The organism is Nonomuraea sp. KM90 (genome assembly GCF_052246675.1).
Taxonomy (GTDB): Bacteria; Actinomycetota; Actinomycetes; order Streptosporangiales; family Streptosporangiaceae; genus Nonomuraea.
In genome coordinates, this window is sequence record NZ_JBQQCB010000018.1 from 24,823 (window position 1) to 44,636 (window position 19,814).

Sequence of the window (19,814 nt, forward strand, 5' to 3'; positions counted from 1 at the left end):
GGTCTTCTGTGAACGCCAGGTCAACCCAGCTGGCGGGGGCGGCGCCGGCGGACGGGCTTGGGCGCCGGCTCCACCGGCTCGCTCTCCCGCTGCTCCATGTAGGAGGCACGGGTGTGCTCGGTGTGCTCCCGCATGATCTTCGCCGCCCGCCGCTCGTCGCCGGCCTCGATGGCGTCGATCAGCGACGTGTGCTCGTCCCACGAGGCCATGCCGCGCTGGCGGGCCACCGGCGTGTGGTACCACCGCACCCGCCTGGCCACCTGGGCGGCCAGCTCGGCCAGGACCCTGTTGCCCGACAGGGCGGTCACCAGGGCGTGCAGCTCCGAGTTGGTCGCCACGGCGCCGTCGACGTCGTCGGACTGCACCGAGGCGATCCCGCGGGCGCACAGGGCGCGCAGCCGCTTCACGCCGTCCTCGCCCGCGTGCTGCGCGGCGAGCCGGGCGGACTCGGTCTCCAGCAGCGTGCGGACGGCGAGCAGCTGGTCGGCCTCCTCCAGCGTCGGGACGTGCACGAACGCGCCCTGCCCCGGGTGGAGGTCGACCCAGCCCTCGCCGCTGAGCTGCTGCAGCGCCTCGCGGACCGGCTGCCGGGAGACCCCGAGCAGCTCGGCCAGCTCGCTCTCCACGAGGTGCTGGCCGGGCTTGAGCTGACCGGAGACGATGAGCTCTTGGATAGCCTCGATCACGCTCTCCCTGAGCGTGGCAGGGCGGGGAATCTTGGCGGCCGCCGCCTGACCGGCCTGATCCGACACCAGCATGGTCACGTCTCCAGGAGTGCGTTAAAGTTTTTGGTCGACTGCCTACAGCATACCGTGTAGGGGTTAGCCACGCCCGTGAGTCTCATCACAGCGCGTCGCCTGGTCGCAGGCGTCATAGGGGGCGTCATAGCGGGATGGTGGCGGGCAGGCCGGGGATGCGCAGGCGCGGGGTGGCCAGGGCGGGCAGGGCCGCCAGCGCGGCGGCCGCGAGGAGGGCGGCGCCGGGCGCGGTCAGGGCGGTGAGGGCCAGGGCGACGGCGACCACTCCGGCGACGGCCTTGGCGCTGTAGACGACCGCGTGGATCTCGGTGGCCCGCTCGGTGCCGAAGAGCTCGCGTACGAGGCTGGCGAGCAGGGGGTAGAACGCGCCCCCGCCCAGCCCGGCCGCGACGACCCCCAGCCACAGCAGCGCACTCCCGACCACCGCTCCTTGCGCGGAGGCCCCCAGCGCGCTCCCGCCCGCCGCCGCCAGGGCGTCCCCGGCCGCCGTGCCGGGAGCCGTCCGGGCGAGCGCGCCGGCGTTCTGGACGGCCACGGCCAGCAGGATCTGCCCCAGGGCGAGCGCGCCGAAGACGGTGGCCAGCACCCGCCTGCGGCCGAACAGCTCCGCCGCCCGCATGGCCACCGACCGGCCGGCCCCGTTCAGCGCCACCAGCAGGGCCAGCGCGCCCCACGTCCCCGTGCCCGCCACCACGATCACGTCGAAGACCGACACGGCGCCCGCGCAGGTCAGCAGCAGGGCGAGTGCCGGCAGCGTGCGCGTGCGCATGGCCTGGGCGAGCCCGAACTGCTTGACCGCCTCCGGGCTCGTCCGCAGCCGGGCCGCGTCCAGGGCGTGCGTGCGCGGGTCCACGTCGCCGGGCCACCACAGGGCCGGGGGCAGGCGCAGCCACCGGGCCGCCGTGCCGATGACGGCCACCGCCAGGACGGCGGCGACCAGGAAGGCGGCGGTCGTGGCGCCCGGGGCGATCCCGGTCCAGACCAGCAGGGGCACCGCGCCGTACCCGAAGGCGCCGGTGATCAGCCCGACCCGGGCGGCGGGCCGTTCCGGATACCAGGAGGCGACGACCTCGCCGCACACCCCGTAGACCAGCCCCGCCCCCAGCCCGCCGAGCAGCGCGTAGCCGGCGAGCGCGGCCAGGCCGGGGCCGGTGAGGGCGGTCGCCGCGAGGGCGGGACCGGCGAGGGCCGCCGTGGCGAGGCCGAGGCCGCTCAGCGCGGCGCCGGCGGCCAGGCAGGCGCGCACGGTCAGCCGCCCGCGGCGGACGAGGTGGAGGGCGGGCAGGGCGCCCGCGGCCTGGCAGGCGATCCAGACAGCGAGCAGTGTCAGGCCGGCCGCCTCCTTGGCGAGCAGCGCGGCGTAGCCGTACTGGAGCGGGCCGATCGCCGCCATCGCGGCCAGGGCCAGCCAGAACATCCGGGTGCGGTCTGCGGGAACGGGGCCGGGACGGTACGAACGCCCGCGCCAATCCTTAACTGCATTCTCCATACTGTATGGAATATCCAGAAGACAGTCCGCTGTCGAGACCCTTTACGAAGGATACTCCATACGGTATACCGTCTACAAAGGAGGCTCGAATGGACCTGTACGAGTACCAGGCGAAGGAGCTCTTCGGGCGTCACGGGATCCCGGTTCCCGCAGGCGGGGTCGCGGCCACGCCGGCCGAGGCCCGCGCGATCGCGGCCGAGCTGAACGCGCCCGTAGTCATCAAGGCCCAGGTGAAGACCGGTGGACGGGGCAAGGCAGGCGGGATCAGACCGGCGGCGGGGCCGGTCGCGGCCGAGGCGGAGGCCGATCGCGTCATCGGGATGGACATCAAGGGGCACATCGCGCACCGCGTGCTGGTGGAGGCCGCGACGGTGCCGTTCGAGGAGTACTACGCGGCCTTCCTGGTGGACCGGGCCGAGGGTGGGTTCCTGGCGATGGTGTCGGCCCAGGGCGGCATGGAGATCGAGGAGCTCGCGGCCACCGACCCCGACGCCCTCGTGAAACTGCCGATCGACCCCGTGGCGGGCGTGGACGCCGACACCGCCCGGCTGCTGGCCGCCAAGGCCGGGCTGCCCGAGCAGGCGGCCGAGGTGCTGGAGCGACTGTGGAAGGTGCTGGTCGCGGAGGACGCCCTGCTGGTCGAGGTGAACCCGCTGATCTGCACCACCGACCAGCGGATCATGGCGCTCGACGGCAAGGTGACCCTCGACGACAACTCCGCCTTCCGCCACTCCTGGGAGGACTACGGGGAACGGTCCGAGAGCCTGGAGGCCCGGGCCAGGGCCAAGGGTTTGAACTACGTCAAGCTGGACGGCAAGGTCGGCGTGATCGGCAACGGCGCGGGGCTGGTCATGAGCACGCTCGACGTGGTCGCGGGGGCCGGCGCCGACCCCGCCAACTTCCTGGACATCGGCGGCGGGGCCTCCGCCCAGGTCATGGCCGACGGGCTGGAGATCATCCTGGCCGACCCCGACGTACGGTCGGTGCTGGTCAACGTCTTCGGCGGCATCACGGCCTGCGACGCGGTGGCGAACGGCATCGTCACGGCACTCGAACTCCTCGGCGAGCGGGGCCACGGCAGGCCCATCGTCGTGCGGCTGGACGGCAACAACGCCGAGGTGGGCCGGCGCATCCTCAGCGACGCCAGGCACCCGGCGGTCCGCCAGGTCTCCACCATGGACGGCGCCGCCGAGATGGCGGCCAGACTCGCGGCAGGTGCGTAAATGGCGATCTTTCTGACCAAGGACAGCCGGGTTCTCGTCCAGGGCATGACGGGCGCGGAGGGCACCCGGCACACGGCCCGCATGCTCGCCGCCGGGACCGACGTCGTGGCCGGGGTGACGCCCGGCAAGGGCGGCCGGTCGGTGGACTTCGGGGAGCGCTCGGTGCCGGTGTTCGGCTCGGTGGCCGACGCGGTCTCCGGGACCGGGGCCGACGTGTCGGTGATCTTCGTGCCGCCGCGGTTCACCGCCTCGGCGGTGGAGGAGGCCGTCGAGGCCGGGGTGCCGCTGTGCGTGGTGATCACCGAGGGCGTCCCCGTGCATGACGCCGTACGCTTCCGCGCCCTGGCGAACGGCCGGACCCGGATCATCGGCCCGAACTGCCCCGGCCTGATCAGCCCCGGCCAGTCCTCGGCCGGGATCATCCCCGCCGACATCACCTCGGCCGGGCGCATCGGGCTGGTCTCGAAGTCGGGGACGCTGACGTACCAGCTCATGTACGAGCTGCGCGACCTCGGCTTCTCCACCGCCGTCGGCATCGGCGGCGACCCCGTCGTCGGGACCACGCACATCGACTGCCTGCGGGCCTTCCAGGACGACCCGGGCACCGACGCCATCGTGATGATCGGCGAGATCGGCGGCGACGCGGAGGAGCGGGCCGCGGCCTACATCGCCGCGAACGTCACCAAGCCCGTGGTCGCGTACGTGGCCGGGTTCACCGCGCCGGAGGGCAAGACGATGGGGCACGCGGGCGCGATCGTGTCCGGCTCGTCCGGGACCGCCCAGGCCAAGAAGGAGGCCCTGGAGGCGGTCGGGGTCCGCGTCGGGCGCACTCCCTCGGAGACCGCCCGCCTCATGCGTTCGGAGCTGACGCGGTGAAATTCGACGTCAACCTGTCCATTCTGCTGACCGACCTGCCGCTGCTGGAGCGCCCGGCCGCGGCGGCGAAGGCCGGGTTCGACGCCGTCGAGCTGTGGTGGCCGTTCGACACGCCGGAGCCCACGAGCGCGCAGCTCGCGGACCTGCGGCAGGCCATCGAGGAGGCCGGGGTGCGCCTGGTCGGGCTCAACTTCGACGCCGGCGACATGGCGGCGGGCGAGCGCGGCCTGCTGGCCAGGCCGGACGGCTCGGCCCGGTTCCAGGCCAACATCGAGCCCGCGGTGCGGCTGGCGGGCGAGCTGGGCTGCACGGTGCTCAACGCCCTGTACGGCAACGGCCCCGGCACCGTCCGGGACCTGGCCGTGGCGAACCTGCGCAGGGCGGCCGACGCGGCGGCCGGCATCGGCGCGACCGTGGTGGTCGAAGCCCTCAACTCCCACGAGAACCCGAAATATCCGATCACGTCGGCGGGGGCGGCGTTCGAGCTGATCGACCAGGTGGAGCGGGACAACGTGGCCTTCCTGGCCGACCTGTACCACCTGCACCGGATGGGCGAGGACGTCCTCGGGCTCATCGACCGGCACACGGCCCGCTTCGGGCACGTGCAGGTCGCCGACGACCCCGGGAGGGGCGGGCCGGGGAGCGGGCGGATGCCGTACCCCGAGATCTTCGCGCGGCTGGAGGCGGCGGGCTACCGCGGCCACGTCGGCCTGGAGTACCGGCACGAGGGGCCGGGCGCGTTCGACTGGAGGCAGGGATGAACATCGGGTTCGTCGGCTTGGGGATCATGGGCAGCCCGATGGCGGCCAATCTCCTCAAGTCCGGACATGTCGTGACCGGATATGACGTGAGCGCCGCGCGGGTCGAGCAGCTCGCCGGACTGGGCGGCAAGGGCGCCCCGAGCGTGGTGGACGCGGTCGCCGGCGCGGACGTCGTCATCACGATGCTGCCGGACTCGCCGCAGGTGGAGGAGGTGGCGCCGCTCGTCATCGAGTACGGCAAGCCGAACCTGCTCTACATCGACATGAGCACCATCAAGCCCGAGACCTCCCGCTGGGTGGCCCGGCAGGCGGCGGCCGTCGGCGTACGCGCCCTGGACGCCCCCGTCAGCGGCGGCGAGCGCGGCGCGATCGACGGCACCCTGTCGATCATGGTGGGCGGGGTGGCCGAGGACGTCGAGGCGGCGGCACCCGTACTCGGCCGGCTCGGCACGACCGTCGTGCACGTCGGCCCCGCGGGCTCCGGACAGACCGTCAAGGCGGCCAACCAGCTCGTCGTCGGCGGCATCTACGGGCTGGTGTCGGAGGCGATCGTGCTGCTGGAGGCGTCGGGCGTGGACCCGGTGGCCGGGCTCGACGTGCTCGCCGGCGGCCTGGCGGGCTCCCGGATCCTGGAGCTCAAGCGGCACACCATGGTCAAGCGGGAGTTCGCCCCCGGGTTCCGCATCGACCTGCACCACAAGGACATGGGCATAGCCGTCTCCGCCGCCCGCGAGGCCGGCGTCAGCCTGCCGCTCACCGGGCAGGTCGCCCAGCTCGTGGCCGCGGCCCGGGCGCAGGGCCACGGCTCGCTCGACCACTCCGCCCTGCTGAAGGTGATCGAAAGGCTGAACGCATGAAAAGAGTGCCTTGCATGGAGGCCGTGGTCGCGGTGCTGGAGTCGGAGGGCGTGGACACGGTCTTCGGCATCCCCGGCGCGGCCATCCTGCCGCTCTACGCCGCGCTCCAGCACAGCTCGATCCGGCACATCACCGTGCGCCACGAGGAGGGCGGCACCCACGCGGCCGACGGCTGGGCCCGGGTGACCGGGAACGTCGGCGTCTGCATCGGCACCTCCGGCCCAGCCGGCACGAACATGATCACCGGCCTCTACACCGCGCTGGCCGACTCGATCCCGATGATCTGCGTCACCGGCCAGGCCGTGAGCTCCAAGCTGCACCAGGAGGCGTTCCAGGCGGTCGACATCGTGGAGATCGCCAAGCCGGTGACCAAGTGGGCGGTGCAGCTCAAGGAGCCCGCCCAGGCGCCGTGGGTGTTCAGGGAGGCGTTCCGGATCGCCCGCTCGGGGCGGCCGGGTCCCGTGCTCATCGACCTGCCGGTCGACGTCCAGCGCGGCACCTGCCTGTACGACCGCGACCTGGACGCGCCGCTGCCCGTCGAGGTGCCGAAGCCGCTGCCCAAGGTCGTGGGCGCGGCCATGGACCTGCTGGAGGAGGCCAGGCGGCCGATCATCCTGGCCGGCGGCGGCGTCATCATCGGGGAGGCGTACGACGAGCTGCGCGCGCTGGCCGAGCACCTCCAGGTGCCGGTGCAGGTGACGCTCATGGGCAAGGGCGCCTTCCCCGAGGACCACCCGCTGTTCGCCGGGATGGCCGGGATCCAGACGCAGACGCGGTGGGGCAACGCCGCGTTCCTGGAGAGCGACCTGGTGCTGGCCGTGGGGGCCAGGTTCGGCGACCGGCACACCGGCGACCTCGACGTCTACCGCCGGGGGCGCAAGTTCGTGCACGTGGACATCGACCCCATGCAGCTCGGCCGGGTCTTCGAGCCCGACCTCGGGGTCGTCGGGCACGCCCGGCCGGTGCTGGCCGAGCTGCGCGACGAGGCGCGCCGCCGGGGCGGGCCGCGCGAGCCGGGCAAGTGGGTGCGCAAGGTCGGCGAGCTGCGCAGCACCCTGGTGCTCCGGGACGACTTCGACGACGTGCCGATCAAGCCGCCCAGGGTGTTCAGGGAGATCAACGAGTATTTCCCCAGGGACACCACGTTCGTCACCGCCATCGGGCTCTACCAGATCTGGTCCGGGCAGTTCCAGACGACGTACCTGCCGCGCCGCTACCTGGTCTGCGGCCAGGCCGGGCCGCTGGGCTGGGAGGTGCCGGCGGCCATGGGCGTCAAGCTCGCCCATCCCGAGCGGCAGGTCGTGGCGGTGGTCGGCGACTACTCCTTCCAGTTCCTGATGGAGGAGGTGGCGGTGGCGGCGCAGTACCGGGTGCCGTTCGTCATCGTCATGATCAACAACGAGTACCTGGGCCTCATCAGGCAGGCGGAGCTCCCGTACGGCATGAACTACGCCGTCGACCTGCACTACGGGGAGGGCGGCATCGACCATGTCAAGGCCATGGAGGCGTTCGGCTGCCCGGCGCGCCGGGTGGAGGTGCCCGGCGACATCCGCGACGCGCTGGCCTGGGCGAGCGCCGAGGCGGCGCGCGAGCGGCTGCCGGTGCTGGTCGAGGTGATGGTGGAGCGCGAGGCGAACGCCGCCATGGGGCCCTCGCTGGAATCGATCAAGGAGTTCGAGCCGCTGCCCGAGCTCATCACCGCCGACTGGTCGGACTGAGGAGGATGGACATGCGGCTCAAGCCGGGCACGTCCTGGCGGGACGCCTACGAGCAGTGCTGCTCGGCGGCCCCCGAAGCCTTCCACGAAGACCGGGTGCTGAACCACTGGGGCGGCATCTGGCACCGCGACGGGCGTCCGGTGCCCGGCTTCTCGCCGCTGGACGGCACCGCCATCGCGGGGCCGCCCCGGCTCGACCGGGCCGGCGCCGGCCGGGCGCTGGCGGGCGCGGTGGAGGAGCACAACCGCTGGCGCTACCTGCCCCTGGCCGAGCGCAAGGCCATGGTGTCGGCGGCCGTGGAGTCCATGGCCGCCCACCGGGACCTGCTGGCCCTGCTGCTGGTCTGGGAGATCGGCAAGCCGTGGAAGACGGCCTGCGCCGACGTGGACCGCTGCCTGGACGGCGTGCGCTGGTACGTCCAGGAGATCGACCGCATGGTGGCCGGGCGCACGCCCCTGCCCGGCCCGGTCAGCAACATCGCGAGCTGGAACTATCCGATGAGCGTGCTCATGCACGCCATGCTCGTGCAGGCGCTGGCGGGCAACGCGGTGATCGCCAAGACGCCCACCGACGGCGGGCTGTCCTGCCTGACCCTGGCCTGCGCGCTGGCGGTCCGCGAAGGGTTGCCGTTCACGCTGGTCAGCGGGGGAGGGGCGGAGCTGTCGCCGGTGCTGGTGGCCGGCCGGTCGCTGGGCTGCGTGTCGTTCGTGGGCGGCCGGGGCGCCGGGGCGAAGGTCGCGACGTCGGTGGCCGACCTCGGGCGCCGGCACGTGCTGGAGCAGGAGGGGCTCAACTGCTGGGGCGTGTGGGAGTACGGGGACTGGGACCTGCTCGCCCGGCAGATCCGTGCGTCGTTCGACTACGCCAAGCAGCGCTGCACCGCCTACCCGCGCTTCGTCGTGCAGCGCTCGCTGTTCCACGAGTTCCTGGCGACCTACCTGGAAGCCGTCGGCTCGTTGCGCTTCGGTCACCCGCTGGCGGTGGCGGACCCGGACCACCCGCTGCCGGAGCTGGACTTCGGCCCGCTGATCAACGCCTCGAAGGCCAAGGAACTGGCCGACCAGGTGGACGAGGCCGTGGCCAGGGGCGGCGTGCCGGTCCACCGGGCGTCCCTCGACACCGGACATTTCCTGCCCGGTCAGGATATTTCCGCGTACTTCGCCCCGACCGCGCTCCTCAACCCGCCGCCCTCCTCACCCCTCCACCACGCCGAGCCGTTCGGCCCGGTGGACACGATCGTGCTGGTGGACACGGAGGCGGAGCTGCTGGCCGCCATGAACGCCAGCAACGGCGCCCTGGTGGCGACCCTGTCCTGCGACGAGGAGGAGACCTTCCACCGGCTGGCGCCCGAGGTGCGGGCGTTCAAGGTGGGCCACAACAGGCCGCGCTCGCGCGGGGACCGCGAGGAGCTCTTCGGCGGGCTGGGCGCGTCGTGGCGCGGCGCGTTCGTCGGCGGCGAGCTGCTCGTCCGCGCCACCACCACCGGCCAGGAGCCCGAACGCCTGCCCGGCAACTTCCCGAGCTACACGCTGCTGCCCTGACCGCCCCGAACCCCGGTTCCGCGCGTCACCACGCCTGACCCGTCCTTCTCCTCCCTTCCCCGCCGCGATCCGGTGAGGTCCTCCGAGGGGAGGAGAGCCGTGCGGCCCGCTCCCGACCACCGCGCAGGTGAGGAGGGGTGGGCTCAGAAGGCCCCGAAGCGGGTCGCCACGAGGAGCACCAGGAAGGTCAGCATGGCGACCCGCAGCAGCTTCGCGCCCGCTCCCAGGGACGGCCACGACAGGTAGGCCAGCCACCCGATGAACGCGATCACCGGCAGCACCGCCACGCCACCCAGCGGGTTGGCCACGGCGAACCCCGCCAGCAGCAGGATCACCAGCACCGCGGGCGCCAGCCACCGGGGCACCTGCGTGAACAGGAACGTCATCGGCACCGCGCTGCGCTCCTCGACCGCCTTGCGCAGGCCGGTCGCGCCCGGCGTGAAGAACTGCTCGCCCTGGGGCAGCGGGCGCTTGCCGCCGCGCTTGTTGTTGGGGGCCACGGCACAGAGCCTACGGGAGTTCGCACCTCACGTGCGGTGATCGCCTCTAGGCTGGTCGGGTGCTCGCCGTGATCCGATACACCGTTCCAGAGTCCCAGTCCCAAGACTTCGTCAAGCAGGGCCACACGATACTCGACACGTTCGCGACCCAGCCCGGCTACCAGCGGGGCCGGCTGGCCCGCTCGGTCGACGAGCCCAACCTGTGGGCGCTGGTCACGGAGTGGGAGGGTGCCGGCTTCTACCGAAGAGCGCTCTCCTCCGCCCGGATGGTGATGTATCCCCTGATGATCCTGATGGTCAATGAGCCCAGTGCGTTCGAGGACGTCTACACGCGGGACGAGGCGTAGCATTACTCGCGCGCGAGAGCGGGCGGCCGTCCCCTAAGCTGGGATCTCACCAATTTCACTCGCCGACCTCCAGCCGGAAAGAGAACCAACCAAAATGGCACGACGCACCGACGTCATGGACACCATCGTCAGCCTCGCCAAACGCCGCGGGCTCGTCTACCCGTCGAGCGAGATCTACGGCGGACTGCGCGCGTCGTGGGACTACGGTCCTCTGGGCGTCGAGCTGAAGAACAACGTCAAGCGGCAGTGGTGGCTGTCGATGGTCCAGTCGCGCGACGACGTCGTGGGCCTCGACTCCTGCGTCATCCTGGCGCCCGAGGTGTGGCGCGCCAGCGGCCACGTCGAGACCTTCACCGACCCGCTGACCGAGTGCCTGTCCTGCCACAAGCGCTTCCGCGCCGATCACCTGATCGAGGCGTACGAGGAGAAGAACGCCAAGCAGCCCGAAAACGGCCTGGCCGACATCACCTGCCCCAACTGCGGCAACAAGGGCACCTTCACCGAGCCCCGGCAGTTCAGCGGCCTGCTGAAGACCTACCTCGGCCCGGTCGAGGACGAGTCGGGCCTGGCCTACCTGCGTCCCGAGACCGCGCAGGGCATCTTCATCAACTACCTCAACGTGCAGCAGTCGGCCCGCAGGAAGATCCCGTTCGGCATCGGCCAGGTCGGCAAGTCGTTCCGCAACGAGATCACCCCGGGCAACTTCATCTTCCGCACCCGCGAGTTCGAGCAGATGGAGATGGAGTTCTTCGTCAAGCCGGGCACGGACGAGGAGTGGCACCAATACTGGATCGACGAGCGCTTCCGCTGGTATTCCGATCTGGGCATCAACAAGGACAACCTGCGGCTCTACGAGCACCCCAAGGACAAGCTGTCCCACTACTCCAAGCGCACCGTCGACGTCGAATACCGCTTCAACTTCGTCGGCTCCGAGTGGGGTGAGCTGGAGGGCATCGCCAACCGCACCGACTTCGACCTGTCGTCCCACTCCAAGGCGTCCGGCGTCGACCTCAGCTTCTTCGAGCAGGACACCGGGGAGCGCTACGTCCCCTACGTCATCGAGCCGGCGGCCGGTGTCGACCGCGCCACGCTGACGTTCCTGCTCGACGCCTACAGCGAGGACGAGGCGCCCAACGCCAAGGGCGTCATGGAGAAGCGCACGGTCATGCGGCTCGACCACCGGCTCGCGCCGGTCAAGGCCGCGGTGCTGCCGCTCTCGCGCAACGCCGACCTGTCGCCGAAGGCCCGCGACCTGGCCGCCCAGCTCCGCCGCCGGTGGAACGTCGAGTTCGACGACGCGGGCGCGATCGGCCGCCGCTACCGCCGCCAGGACGAGATCGGCACGCCGTTCTGCATCACGGTCGACTTCGACACGCTCGAGGACCAGGCGGTGACGATCCGCGAGCGCGACTCGATGCGCCAGGAGCGCATCGCCATCGAGGGCGTGGAGTCCTACCTCCGCCAGCACCTCAACGACTGATCTCCGCTCGACGCCCCGGACGGGCCGCTCGCCGTGACCACGGTGGGCGGCCCGTTCGCGTTGGGTCGTTGAAATGTGGCCGGATGCGGTCGTCGTGATTGACAAGGCTCCGGCATACGCGGACATTGCGGGCATCCCTAGCGGTATTCGGGGGCTGATTTCTCGGAGGCGCGATGAAGCGCACGTTAATCATGTTCGCCTGCACGTTCCTGTTACTAGGCTCATTCACGATCCCGCCCGCCTCGGCGGTGCCGAAGCCCGCGGCCGGGCCCGACGGGGTCTTCGTCTATACCGGCGAGCTCACCGCGGACCAGATGGGCCGGCTCGTCGCCGCCGGCGTCGACCGCGACGAGATGCGCATCGTCAAGCGGGCGGACGGCAAGGTCACCGTCGAGGTGATCCTCGCCTCCGCGCTCGCCGACACGCTCGCCGAGCAGGGCATCACCCTGCAGGCCCAGCGAGCGGCCGCCCGGGTCGCGGCGCAGGGCGACGGAGTCTTCAAGCGGTACGCGGGCGCCGGCGGGATCCGCGAGGAGATCATCGCCGCGGCGAACGCCAAGCCCGGCATCGCCAAGGTCGTCAACCTGGGCAACAGCCTCAACGGCACGCCCATCACCGCGATCAAGGTGACCAAGGACGCCCGCAGCCTGTCCGACGGCCGGCGCCCGGCCATGCTGTACCTGGCCGCCCAGCACGCCCGCGAGTGGATCACCCCCGAGATGGTGCGGCGGCTGCTGCACCACTTCCTCAGCGGCTACGGGACCGACGCCGAGCTGACCAAGCTGGTCAACACCACCGAGCTGTGGTTCCTGCCGGTCGCCAACCCCGACGGCTACGACCACACCTTCACCCCCGACAACCGCCTGTGGCGCAAGAACCTGCGCGACAACGACGGCGACGGGCAGATCACCAGCGCCGACGGCGTGGACCTCAACCGCAACTTCGCCTACAAGTGGCGCTACGACGACGAGGGCTCCTCCAGCCTCCTGTCCAGCCAGACCTACCGCGGTGCGGCGGCCCAGTCCGAGCCGGAGACCGTGGCGCTGGACAACCTGACCAAGCGGGTGCAGTTCAAGTACCTGCTGAACTACCACTCCGCGGCCATGCTGCTCCTGTACGGGATCGGCTGGCAGCAGGCCACCCCGTCGCCGGACGACCTCGTCTTCGAGGCCATGCTGGGCGACGACGCCACCCCCGCCGTCCCGACGTACGACCCGGACATCGGCGCCGAGCTCTACACCACCAACGGCGAGACCGACGGGCACATGACGAACCTCCGGAAGATCATGTCGATCACGCCGGAGATGTCCACGTGCGAGGCGGCGGCCCAGAAGTACCCCGACGACGAGTGGACGGTCGAGGGCTGCGCCGGAGGGCTCGGCTTCACCTTCCCCGACGACGAGCGGCTGATCCGGGAGGAGTTCGAGATGAACATCCCCCTGGCCGTCGCCGCCGCCAAGACCGTGCACACGCCGGACCGGCCGGTCTCCGTGGTCGGGCGCACGGTGCCCGACTTCGCGCCCGACTCCTTCACCGTCTCGTACGGCGACCCGCAGCCGGTGGCGGTCACTGCCCGCCGGTCGCTGCTCGGCAAGGTGCTGCGCTACCGGATCAACGGCGGCCCGGCGCAGATCAGGCCGCTGAGCGAGTGGAACGGCGGCGAGCGGTACGGCGACGAGAACGACCTGTACTTCGCCGAGTACCGGGGCACGGTCAGCGGCGCGAAACCGGGTGACAGGGTCGAGGTCTGGTTCCAGGGCCTCAAGCCCGGCACCGGCGTCGTCTCCAGCCCGCACTTCACCTACACGCTGGCCAAGGACTCCGCGGCCAAGGTGCTGGTGCTCGCCAACGAGGACTACACCGGCTTCAACCCGGACTACCCGGCCTCGGTGACCGCGCCCAAGTACGCCGCCACCTACCGGCAGGCCATCCAGGCCGCCGGGTACGCCTCCGAGACGTGGGACGTGGACGCCCAGGGCGTGCCGCACCACCTCGGCGTGCTGTCCCATTTCAAGGGCGTCGTCTGGGAGCTGGGCGACAACCGGCTGTCCATGGACCAGCAGGACGTGGTCACGGTGACCCCGCTCGGCAACCTGCCCGACGCCGACGTCAAGCGGTCGCAGCAGGACCTGACGATCTCCATCCGCGACTACCTCAACGAGGGAGGAAAGCTCCTCTACACGGGCGAGACGGCCGCGTACTACGGCATTCTCGACACCATCGTCGGCGGCATCTACTACGGCATCGACGGCAACCCGGACGGCGACTGCGTGGTCACCACCGTCCAGGGCCTGTTCGACGAGTGCCTGCTGCTGGCCGACGACTTCACCCAGTACTACATGGGCGTCGGCGGGCGCATCCCGAGGGCCGACCCCGGCGGCTTCACCGGCACCGGTCCGCTGGCCGGGGTGAGCGGCACGTTCGGCGGACCCGCCACGGCGGACAACCCCCTGGACGAGGCCGGGGTCCTGCTCCCCATGGGCACGGACTTCCCCAGGTTCACCGGCACGCCGGCGGCCGACTACCAGCTCGGCACCCCCGGGCCGTTCGACCCGATCGAGGGCCAGTGGTACGTCAGGGGCGCGCACGCCGACGACTCCTACATGCGGCTGACCAGGACGATCGACCTGGGCTCCGTGACGGCGGCGCAGCAGCCGCGACTGGCGTTCCAGCTGTCCTTCGACACCGAGCCCGGCTACGACAACGTCATCGTCGAGGCTCACACGGCCGGCCAGGACAACTGGACCACGCTGCCCGACCTGAACGGCGGCACGGACAGCGGCGTCCCGACGGAGTGCGAGGCCGGGTTCTACCTGGAGGAGCACCCGTGGCTGCGGCACTACCTGACCCCGGGCAACCCCTGCACGCCGACCGGCACCACGGGCTCGTGGAACCGGTTCACCGAGAACTCGGGCGGCTGGCAGCAGGTGGCCTTCGACCTGTCCGCGTACGCGGGGCAGCAGGTGGAGGTGTCGATCAGCTACGTGACCGACCCGAGCACCGGCGGGGTCGGCGCGTTCGTGGACGACACCCGGGTCACCACGACCGGCGGCACGCTGAACGCCGAGGGCTTCGAGGCCGGGCTCGGGCCGTGGGCCATCCCCGGTCCGCCGGCGGGCAGCCCGACGGGCGGCGGCGACTTCGTCCGGGCCCAGGCCGACAAGACGGCGGCCGTGACCACCAGGGACACGGTGCTGCTGGGCTTCGGGCTGGAGCAGCTGGGCAGTGACGCCCAGCGGAGCGCGGCACTGCGGAAGATGCTGAGGTATCTGATCGGCTGACCGCCGACCGGGACGGCCACCTCCGCCGCGGGGGTGGCCGTCCTTCCGTTCGCGCGGGCTCAGGCGAGATGGCGGCCGAACCAGTCCAGGACGCGTTCGTACGCCTGCGCCGCCGCGGGCGCGTTGTACCGCTGCCCGGTGTCGTTGAAGAACGCGTGCCCCACCCCGGGGAAGGTCACCAGCTCGTGCGTCAGGCCCGCCTTGGTCAGGGCGGCCTCGGCGGCGTCCCTGGTGGCGTTCACCCGGTCGTCCTGCTCGGCGTACACCCCGAGCACGGCGGCCTTCGTCCCGGTCATGTCGGCGTTCTCCGGCAGCGGCCCGTAGAAGGGCACGGCGGCGGCCAGGCGTGGCTCGGCGGAGGACAGCAGCAGCCAGGTCATGCCGCCGCCGAAGCAGAAGCCCGTCATGCCGAGCTTCGCCCCGTCGGCGCGCTCGGCCAGCTCGCCCACCGCCGCCTTCATGTCCGCCACGAACCGCTCGTCCGTGATCTCCCCGAGCTTGGCCGTGGCCGCCGCGGTGTCGGTGAACGTGGCCGTCCCGCCCTCGCGGGACAGCAGGTCGAGGGCGAGGGCGGAGTAGCCGCTGGCGGCCAGGCGGCCGGCGACCGAGCGGATGTGGTCGGTGAGGCCGCGGTTCTCGTGGATCACCAGGACCGCGCCCTTGGGGTCCTCGGCGGCGGCCCAGGCGGCCTGCAGCGTCGTGCCCTCGGGCCCGGCGAACGTGATCGCCTCCGTCGGCAGCGGCGAGGGCCCGGCCGGGCTGCCCGTGGGCGAGGGGCTGGGCGGGGGAGCGGAGGGCGCGGCGGTGGTCGGGGCCGCGGGCTCCGGGGGTGCGCCGCAGGCGGTGAGGAGCGCCGTGGCCGCGGGCAGGCCCAGGCCGAGCAGCGCGAGCCGCCGCAGCGCTTCGCGGCGGGGGATCAGGCCGTCCACATGGTCGTGGGCGACCTCTTCTGCGAGATAGCGCTGGATGGGCGTCATGTCGGAGGTCTAACCCCGTCGACCGAAAAATCGTGTAAAGGCGGCGGTTACGCGGGTTTTCGCGGTCTCTTGATGACATTCGTCCTAAGCCGATACGAGGGACGAGGAATCAATGCGTACATCACGTTTCGCTCTTGTGTTGCTCGCCGCCGGCGCGGTCCTCATGACGGGCAGCGCGGCGTTCGCCGATCCGGAGCCGAGCGCTCTGGAACTGCGCGTGGTCGTGGACGACTGCTACCACGGCAGCGTGCAGCCATGACCGATCCGGCACTGCTCGAAAGGGCCCTGTTCGAGGTCAAGCGGGTGATCGTCGGGCAGGACCACATGGTCGAGCGGCTGCTCGTGGCGGTGCTCGCCAAGGGGCACTGCCTGCTCGAAGGCGTCCCCGGCATCGCCAAGACGCTGGCCGCCGAGACCATGGCCACGGTGGTCGGGGGGACGTTCGCCCGCATCCAGTTCACGCCCGACCTGGTGCCCGCCGACATCATCGGCACCCGGATCTACCGGCCGTCGACCGAGTCGTTCGACATCGAGCTCGGGCCGGTCATGGTCAACCTGCTGCTCGCCGACGAGATCAACCGGGCGCCCGCGAAGGTGCAGTCCGCCCTGCTGGAGATCATGGCCGAGCACCAGGTCAGCATCGGCGGCGTCACCCACGAGGTGCCCACGCCGTTCCTGGTGCTGGCCACCCAGAACCCGATCGAGTCGGAGGGCGTCTACCACCTGCCCGAGGCGCAGCGCGACCGCTTCCTGATGAAGATCGACGTGGACTATCCCAGCGAATCGGAGGAGCTGGCGATCGTCTACCGCATGAGCGTGAACCCGCCCACGCCCCAGAGCATCCTCGGCCCGGCGCAGGTCGTCGCGTTGCAGCGCCGGGCCGAGGAGGTCTTCGTGCACCACGCCGTCGCCGAGTACGCCGTCCGCCTGGTCTACGCCACCCGCGACCCCGACCGGTTCGGGGTGCAGGACGTGCGCCGGCTGCTGGCGTTCGGGGCCAGCCCCAGGGCCACGCTCGGCCTGCTCGCGGCCGGCCGGGCGCTGGCGCTCATGCGGGGGCGCGACTACGTGCTGCCCGAGGACGTACGGGACCTGGCGCACGACGTCATGGCCCACCGGCTGGTGCTCTCCTTCGACGCGCTGGCCGACGGGGTCATGCCCCGGCAGATCGTGGACCGCGTGCTGGCGGCCGTGCCGATGCCGGTCATCGCGCCCCAGCAGCAGGACGCCGTGGCATGAAGCCGTACCTGATGGCAGAGCCGGCGCTGCGCCGGCTCGAGCTGACGATCACCAGGAGGCTGGATGGACTGCTCCAGGGCGAACACCTCGGCCTGGTACCGGGTCCCGGCAGCGAACCGGCGGAGTCCCGGCCGTACCAGCCGGGCGACGACGTACGGCGGATGGACTGGAACGTCACCGCCCGCACGAACGAGCCGCACATCCGGGACCTGGTCGCCGACCGGGAGCTGGAGATCTGGGCGCTGCTCGACGCCACCGCCAGCATGGACTTCGGCACCGCGGCGATGGAGAAGCGGGAGCTGGCACTGTCCGCCCTGGCCGCGGTCGGCTTCCTCACCCAGCGGACCGGCAACCGGATCGGCACCCACCTGCTGCACGGCGGCGGCGTCCGGACGCTGCCCGCCCGGACGGGCCGGCCGCACCTGATGGCGCTGCTGCAGGCGGCGTTCGCGCTGCCGCGCACCTCGCCGGGGGTGGCCGAGCCGCTGATAGGCGTGGCGGCCGACCAGCTCGGCCGGGTGGTACGGCGCCGCGGCCTGGTCGTCGTCGTGTCCGACTTCCTGGACGCCCCGGAGACCTGGGAGCTGCCGCTGCGCCGGCTCACCGCCCGGCACCAGCTGCTGGCCGTGGAGGTGCTCGACCCGCGCGAGCTGACCCTGCCCGACGTGGGGATCCTCACGCTGATCGACCCGGAGACGGGCCGGCGGCGCGAGGTCGCCACGGGCAACGCGCGGCTGCGCCGCAGGTACGCCGAGGCGGCGGCCGTGCAGCGCGACGCCGTGGCGCAGGCGCTGCGCCGGGCCGGGGCCACCCACCTGCGGCTGCGTACCGACCGGGACTGGGTGCGTGACCTGGTCAAACACGTCATGGGCCAGCGCCGCCTGGCCATGCTGGCCGCCGGCCCGGCCCGGCCGGGCGGCGTGCCCGGGGGAGGAGGTGACGCCGCATGACGCTCATCGCACCCCTCTGGCTGCTGCTGCTCGTCCCCGTGGCCCTGATCGCCCTGATGTACGTGGTCATGGCGCTGCGCAGCAGGACCGCCTACGCCGTCCGCTTCACCAACCTCGACCTGCTCGACAAGGTGGCGCCCCGGCGGCCGGGCTGGCGCAGGCACGTGCCCGCGGCGGCGCTGCTGCTCATGTTCGCGCTGCTCGTGGTGGGCTTCGCCCGGCCGACGGCCGAGGTGCAGGTGCCGAGGGATCGGGCGACGATCATGGTGGCGTTCGACGTGTCGGCGTCCATGGGCGCCACCGACGTTGCCCCGAACCGGTTCGAGGCGGCCAAGCAGGCGGCCAGGCAGTTCGTCCAGGGGCTGCCCGAGCGGTTCAACCTGGGCCTGGTGTCGTTCTCGTCGGCGGCCTCGGTCGCCGTGCCGCCCACGCTGGACCGCCAGACGGTGCTGACCGCGCTCGACCGGCTCAGCACCGCCTCGGGCACGGCCATCGGCGAGGCCGTCTACTCCTCGCTGGAGGCCGTCGCCTCGCTCGACTCCGAGGAGGAGGCGCCGCCCGCGCACATCGTGCTGCTGTCGGACGGCTCCAACACCACCGGCCGCACGCTGAGCGACGCGGCGGCGGAGGCGTCGAACCGCGGCATCCCGGTCACCACCATCGCCTACGGCACCCCGGACGGCACCATCAGCCTGTCCGGCCGGGAGGTCCCGGTGCCGGTGGACGGGCCCGCGCTGCGCGGCCTGGCCGAGGCGGCCGGCGGCGGGTTCTACGAGGCGGCCAGCGGCGACGAGCTGCAGGCGGTCTACGAGGACATCGGCACGTCGGTCGGCTACCGCACCGAGCAGCAGGAGGTCTGGCAGTGGTTCGTGGGAGCGGGGCTGGTCTTCGCGCTGATCGCGGCGATGACGTCGATGCTGTGGTTCTCGAGGCTCCCATGATGGGCCTGGGCAGCCCCCGTGGGCCGGAGTTCCGCACGGTGCCGCTCGGGGCCCACCCGGAGGCCCCGGGAGGCGTACCGCCCCTGACCCTGCCGCCGGCCGCTGGGAGCGCGGCGAGACCTTCCCCCGCGTCGCCGCCCAAGGCGCGTCTCCTGGTGACCGCCGCGCTCGTCGCGGCGCTCACCGGGGCGGCGGCGGGCGTGGTGGGGGCCCGGATCCTCGAAGGGACCGAGCCGGCCCCCCCCGCGGCCCTGCCGAGGGTGGCCGCCGCGCCGTCCACCAGCCTGTCCGGGCTGAGCGCCACGGCGGCCCGCGTGCTGCCCAGCGTCGTCTCCGTGGAGACGCGCCGCTCGGGCGGCTCCGGCTTCGTCCTGGACGGTCGCGGCCACATCCTCACCAACGCCCACGTGGTCAGCGGCAACAGCCAGGTGACCGTCGTGACCGGCGACGGCAGCCGGCTGTCGGCCGCCGTGATCGGCGTGGACGACGACGAGGACCTGGCCGTGCTGGAGGTGGACTACCCCAGGGAGCTGACGCCCGCCACGCTGGGCAGGTCCTCGGACCTGTCCGTGGGGGACCAGGTGCTCGCCATCGGCTCGCCGCTGGGCCTGTCGGGCACGGTCACCGCCGGCATCGTCAGCGCGCTGGACCGGGAGGTACGCCTGGGCGGCTCCGGCCGCACGGCCGTGCAGACCGACGCCTCCATCAACCCCGGCAACTCGGGCGGCCCGCTGGTGAACGCCCGGGGCGAGGTCGTGGGGGTGAACACCGCGATAGCGGCCTCCCGCGGAGGTGGGAACATCGGCATCGGCTTCGCCATCCCCATCGACCGGGCGGCCCCCATCGCAGAACGAATCATCCGAAATTAGGGTGCAG

18 protein-coding genes are annotated in these 19,814 nt (G+C 72.1%); 14 read left to right on the forward strand and 4 right to left on the reverse strand.

Annotated features, from left to right (window positions below; genetic code table 11):
- Window positions 1-20: 20 nt before the first annotated feature.
- On the reverse strand, window positions 21-758 hold the full coding sequence (locus ACTWPW_RS20840; RefSeq protein WP_375111872.1) for a GntR family transcriptional regulator: 738 nt from the start codon (window positions 756-758) through the stop codon (window positions 21-23).
- A gap of 124 nt (window positions 759-882) precedes the next feature.
- On the reverse strand, window positions 883-2,175 hold the full coding sequence (locus tag ACTWPW_RS20845; RefSeq protein WP_443169647.1) for a hypothetical protein: 1,293 nt from the start codon (window positions 2,173-2,175) through the stop codon (window positions 883-885).
- A 161-nt stretch (window positions 2,176-2,336) separates the two neighbouring features.
- On the opposite strand from ACTWPW_RS20845, the gene sucC reads away from it, so the two are divergent.
- Genes sucC through ACTWPW_RS20875 form a run of 6 tightly spaced genes read left to right on the forward strand, consistent with a single transcriptional unit; the run spans window position 2,337 to window position 9,223 of the window.
- On the forward strand, window positions 2,337-3,470 hold the full coding sequence (gene sucC / locus ACTWPW_RS20850; RefSeq protein WP_364123601.1) for an ADP-forming succinate--CoA ligase subunit beta: 1,134 nt from the start codon (window positions 2,337-2,339) through the stop codon (window positions 3,468-3,470).
- Window positions 3,471-4,346, forward strand: coding sequence for a succinate--CoA ligase subunit alpha (sucD, locus tag ACTWPW_RS20855; RefSeq protein WP_375111870.1), 876 nt, complete (start codon window positions 3,471-3,473; stop codon window positions 4,344-4,346).
- Entirely contained in the window at window positions 4,343-5,107 is a 765-nt protein-coding gene (locus ACTWPW_RS20860; RefSeq protein WP_443169648.1) for a hydroxypyruvate isomerase family protein, read from the forward strand. The genes sucD and ACTWPW_RS20860 overlap by 4 nt, the downstream gene beginning before the upstream one ends.
- Window positions 5,104-5,964, forward strand: a complete 861-nt coding sequence (locus ACTWPW_RS20865; RefSeq protein ID WP_443169649.1) for an NAD(P)-dependent oxidoreductase — start codon at window positions 5,104-5,106, stop codon at window positions 5,962-5,964. Before ACTWPW_RS20860 ends, ACTWPW_RS20865 begins: the two co-directional genes overlap by 4 nt.
- Window positions 5,961-7,682: a glyoxylate carboligase gene (gene gcl, locus ACTWPW_RS20870; protein ID WP_443169650.1), complete on the forward strand. Its 1,722-nt coding sequence runs from the start codon at window positions 5,961-5,963 to the stop codon at window positions 7,680-7,682. Before ACTWPW_RS20865 ends, gcl begins: the two co-directional genes overlap by 4 nt.
- A gap of 5 nt (window positions 7,683-7,687) precedes the next feature.
- Window positions 7,688-9,223 carry an aldehyde dehydrogenase family protein gene (locus ACTWPW_RS20875; protein WP_443169651.1) on the forward strand — a complete coding sequence of 512 codons (1,536 nt, stop codon included), beginning with the start codon at window positions 7,688-7,690 and terminating at the stop codon, window positions 9,221-9,223.
- A 143-nt stretch (window positions 9,224-9,366) separates the two neighbouring features.
- Here ACTWPW_RS20875 and ACTWPW_RS20880 read toward each other — a convergent pair whose 3' ends face one another.
- On the reverse strand, window positions 9,367-9,723 hold the full coding sequence (locus tag ACTWPW_RS20880; RefSeq protein WP_375111865.1) for a DUF6703 family protein: 357 nt from the start codon (window positions 9,721-9,723) through the stop codon (window positions 9,367-9,369).
- A 59-nt stretch (window positions 9,724-9,782) separates the two neighbouring features.
- Here ACTWPW_RS20880 and ACTWPW_RS20885 point away from each other — a divergent pair, with 59 nt between their 5' ends.
- From ACTWPW_RS20885 to ACTWPW_RS20895, 3 genes are all read left to right on the forward strand, one after another.
- A complete protein-coding gene (locus ACTWPW_RS20885) occupies window positions 9,783-10,070 on the forward strand; it encodes an antibiotic biosynthesis monooxygenase family protein (RefSeq protein WP_375111864.1) in 288 nt (95 codons plus the stop codon).
- A gap of 94 nt (window positions 10,071-10,164) precedes the next feature.
- Window positions 10,165-11,550, forward strand: a complete 1,386-nt coding sequence (locus tag ACTWPW_RS20890; protein WP_375111863.1) for a glycine--tRNA ligase — start codon at window positions 10,165-10,167, stop codon at window positions 11,548-11,550.
- A gap of 173 nt (window positions 11,551-11,723) precedes the next feature.
- The gene (locus ACTWPW_RS20895) at window positions 11,724-14,831 is read left to right on the forward strand and encodes a M14 family zinc carboxypeptidase (RefSeq protein WP_443169652.1); all 3,108 of its coding nucleotides are present in this window, start codon (window positions 11,724-11,726) and stop codon (window positions 14,829-14,831) included.
- 59 nt (window positions 14,832-14,890) lie between these two features.
- Here ACTWPW_RS20895 and ACTWPW_RS20900 read toward each other — a convergent pair whose 3' ends face one another.
- Window positions 14,891-15,808, reverse strand: coding sequence for a dienelactone hydrolase family protein (locus tag ACTWPW_RS20900; protein WP_443169653.1), 918 nt, complete (start codon window positions 15,806-15,808; stop codon window positions 14,891-14,893).
- Window positions 15,809-15,920: 112 nt separating this feature from the next.
- Between ACTWPW_RS20900 and ACTWPW_RS20905 the strand changes: the two genes are divergently transcribed.
- Genes ACTWPW_RS20905 through ACTWPW_RS20925 form a run of 5 tightly spaced genes read left to right on the forward strand, consistent with a single transcriptional unit; the run spans window position 15,921 to window position 19,807 of the window.
- On the forward strand, window positions 15,921-16,067 hold the full coding sequence (locus tag ACTWPW_RS20905; RefSeq protein ID WP_364123623.1) for a hypothetical protein: 147 nt from the start codon (window positions 15,921-15,923) through the stop codon (window positions 16,065-16,067).
- On the forward strand, window positions 16,064-17,047 hold the full coding sequence (locus tag ACTWPW_RS20910) for an AAA family ATPase (RefSeq protein WP_364123625.1): 984 nt from the start codon (window positions 16,064-16,066) through the stop codon (window positions 17,045-17,047). Before ACTWPW_RS20905 ends, ACTWPW_RS20910 begins: the two co-directional genes overlap by 4 nt.
- A complete protein-coding gene (locus tag ACTWPW_RS20915; RefSeq protein WP_375111859.1) occupies window positions 17,044-17,997 on the forward strand; it encodes a DUF58 domain-containing protein in 954 nt (317 codons plus the stop codon). Before ACTWPW_RS20910 ends, ACTWPW_RS20915 begins: the two co-directional genes overlap by 4 nt.
- Entirely contained in the window at window positions 17,994-18,938 is a 945-nt protein-coding gene (locus ACTWPW_RS20920) for a VWA domain-containing protein (RefSeq protein WP_375111858.1), read from the forward strand. Before ACTWPW_RS20915 ends, ACTWPW_RS20920 begins: the two co-directional genes overlap by 4 nt.
- Window positions 18,917-19,807, forward strand: a complete 891-nt coding sequence (locus tag ACTWPW_RS20925) for a trypsin-like peptidase domain-containing protein (protein ID WP_443169654.1) — start codon at window positions 18,917-18,919, stop codon at window positions 19,805-19,807. The genes ACTWPW_RS20920 and ACTWPW_RS20925 overlap by 22 nt, the downstream gene beginning before the upstream one ends.
- The last annotated feature ends 7 nt before the right edge of the window (window positions 19,808-19,814 follow it).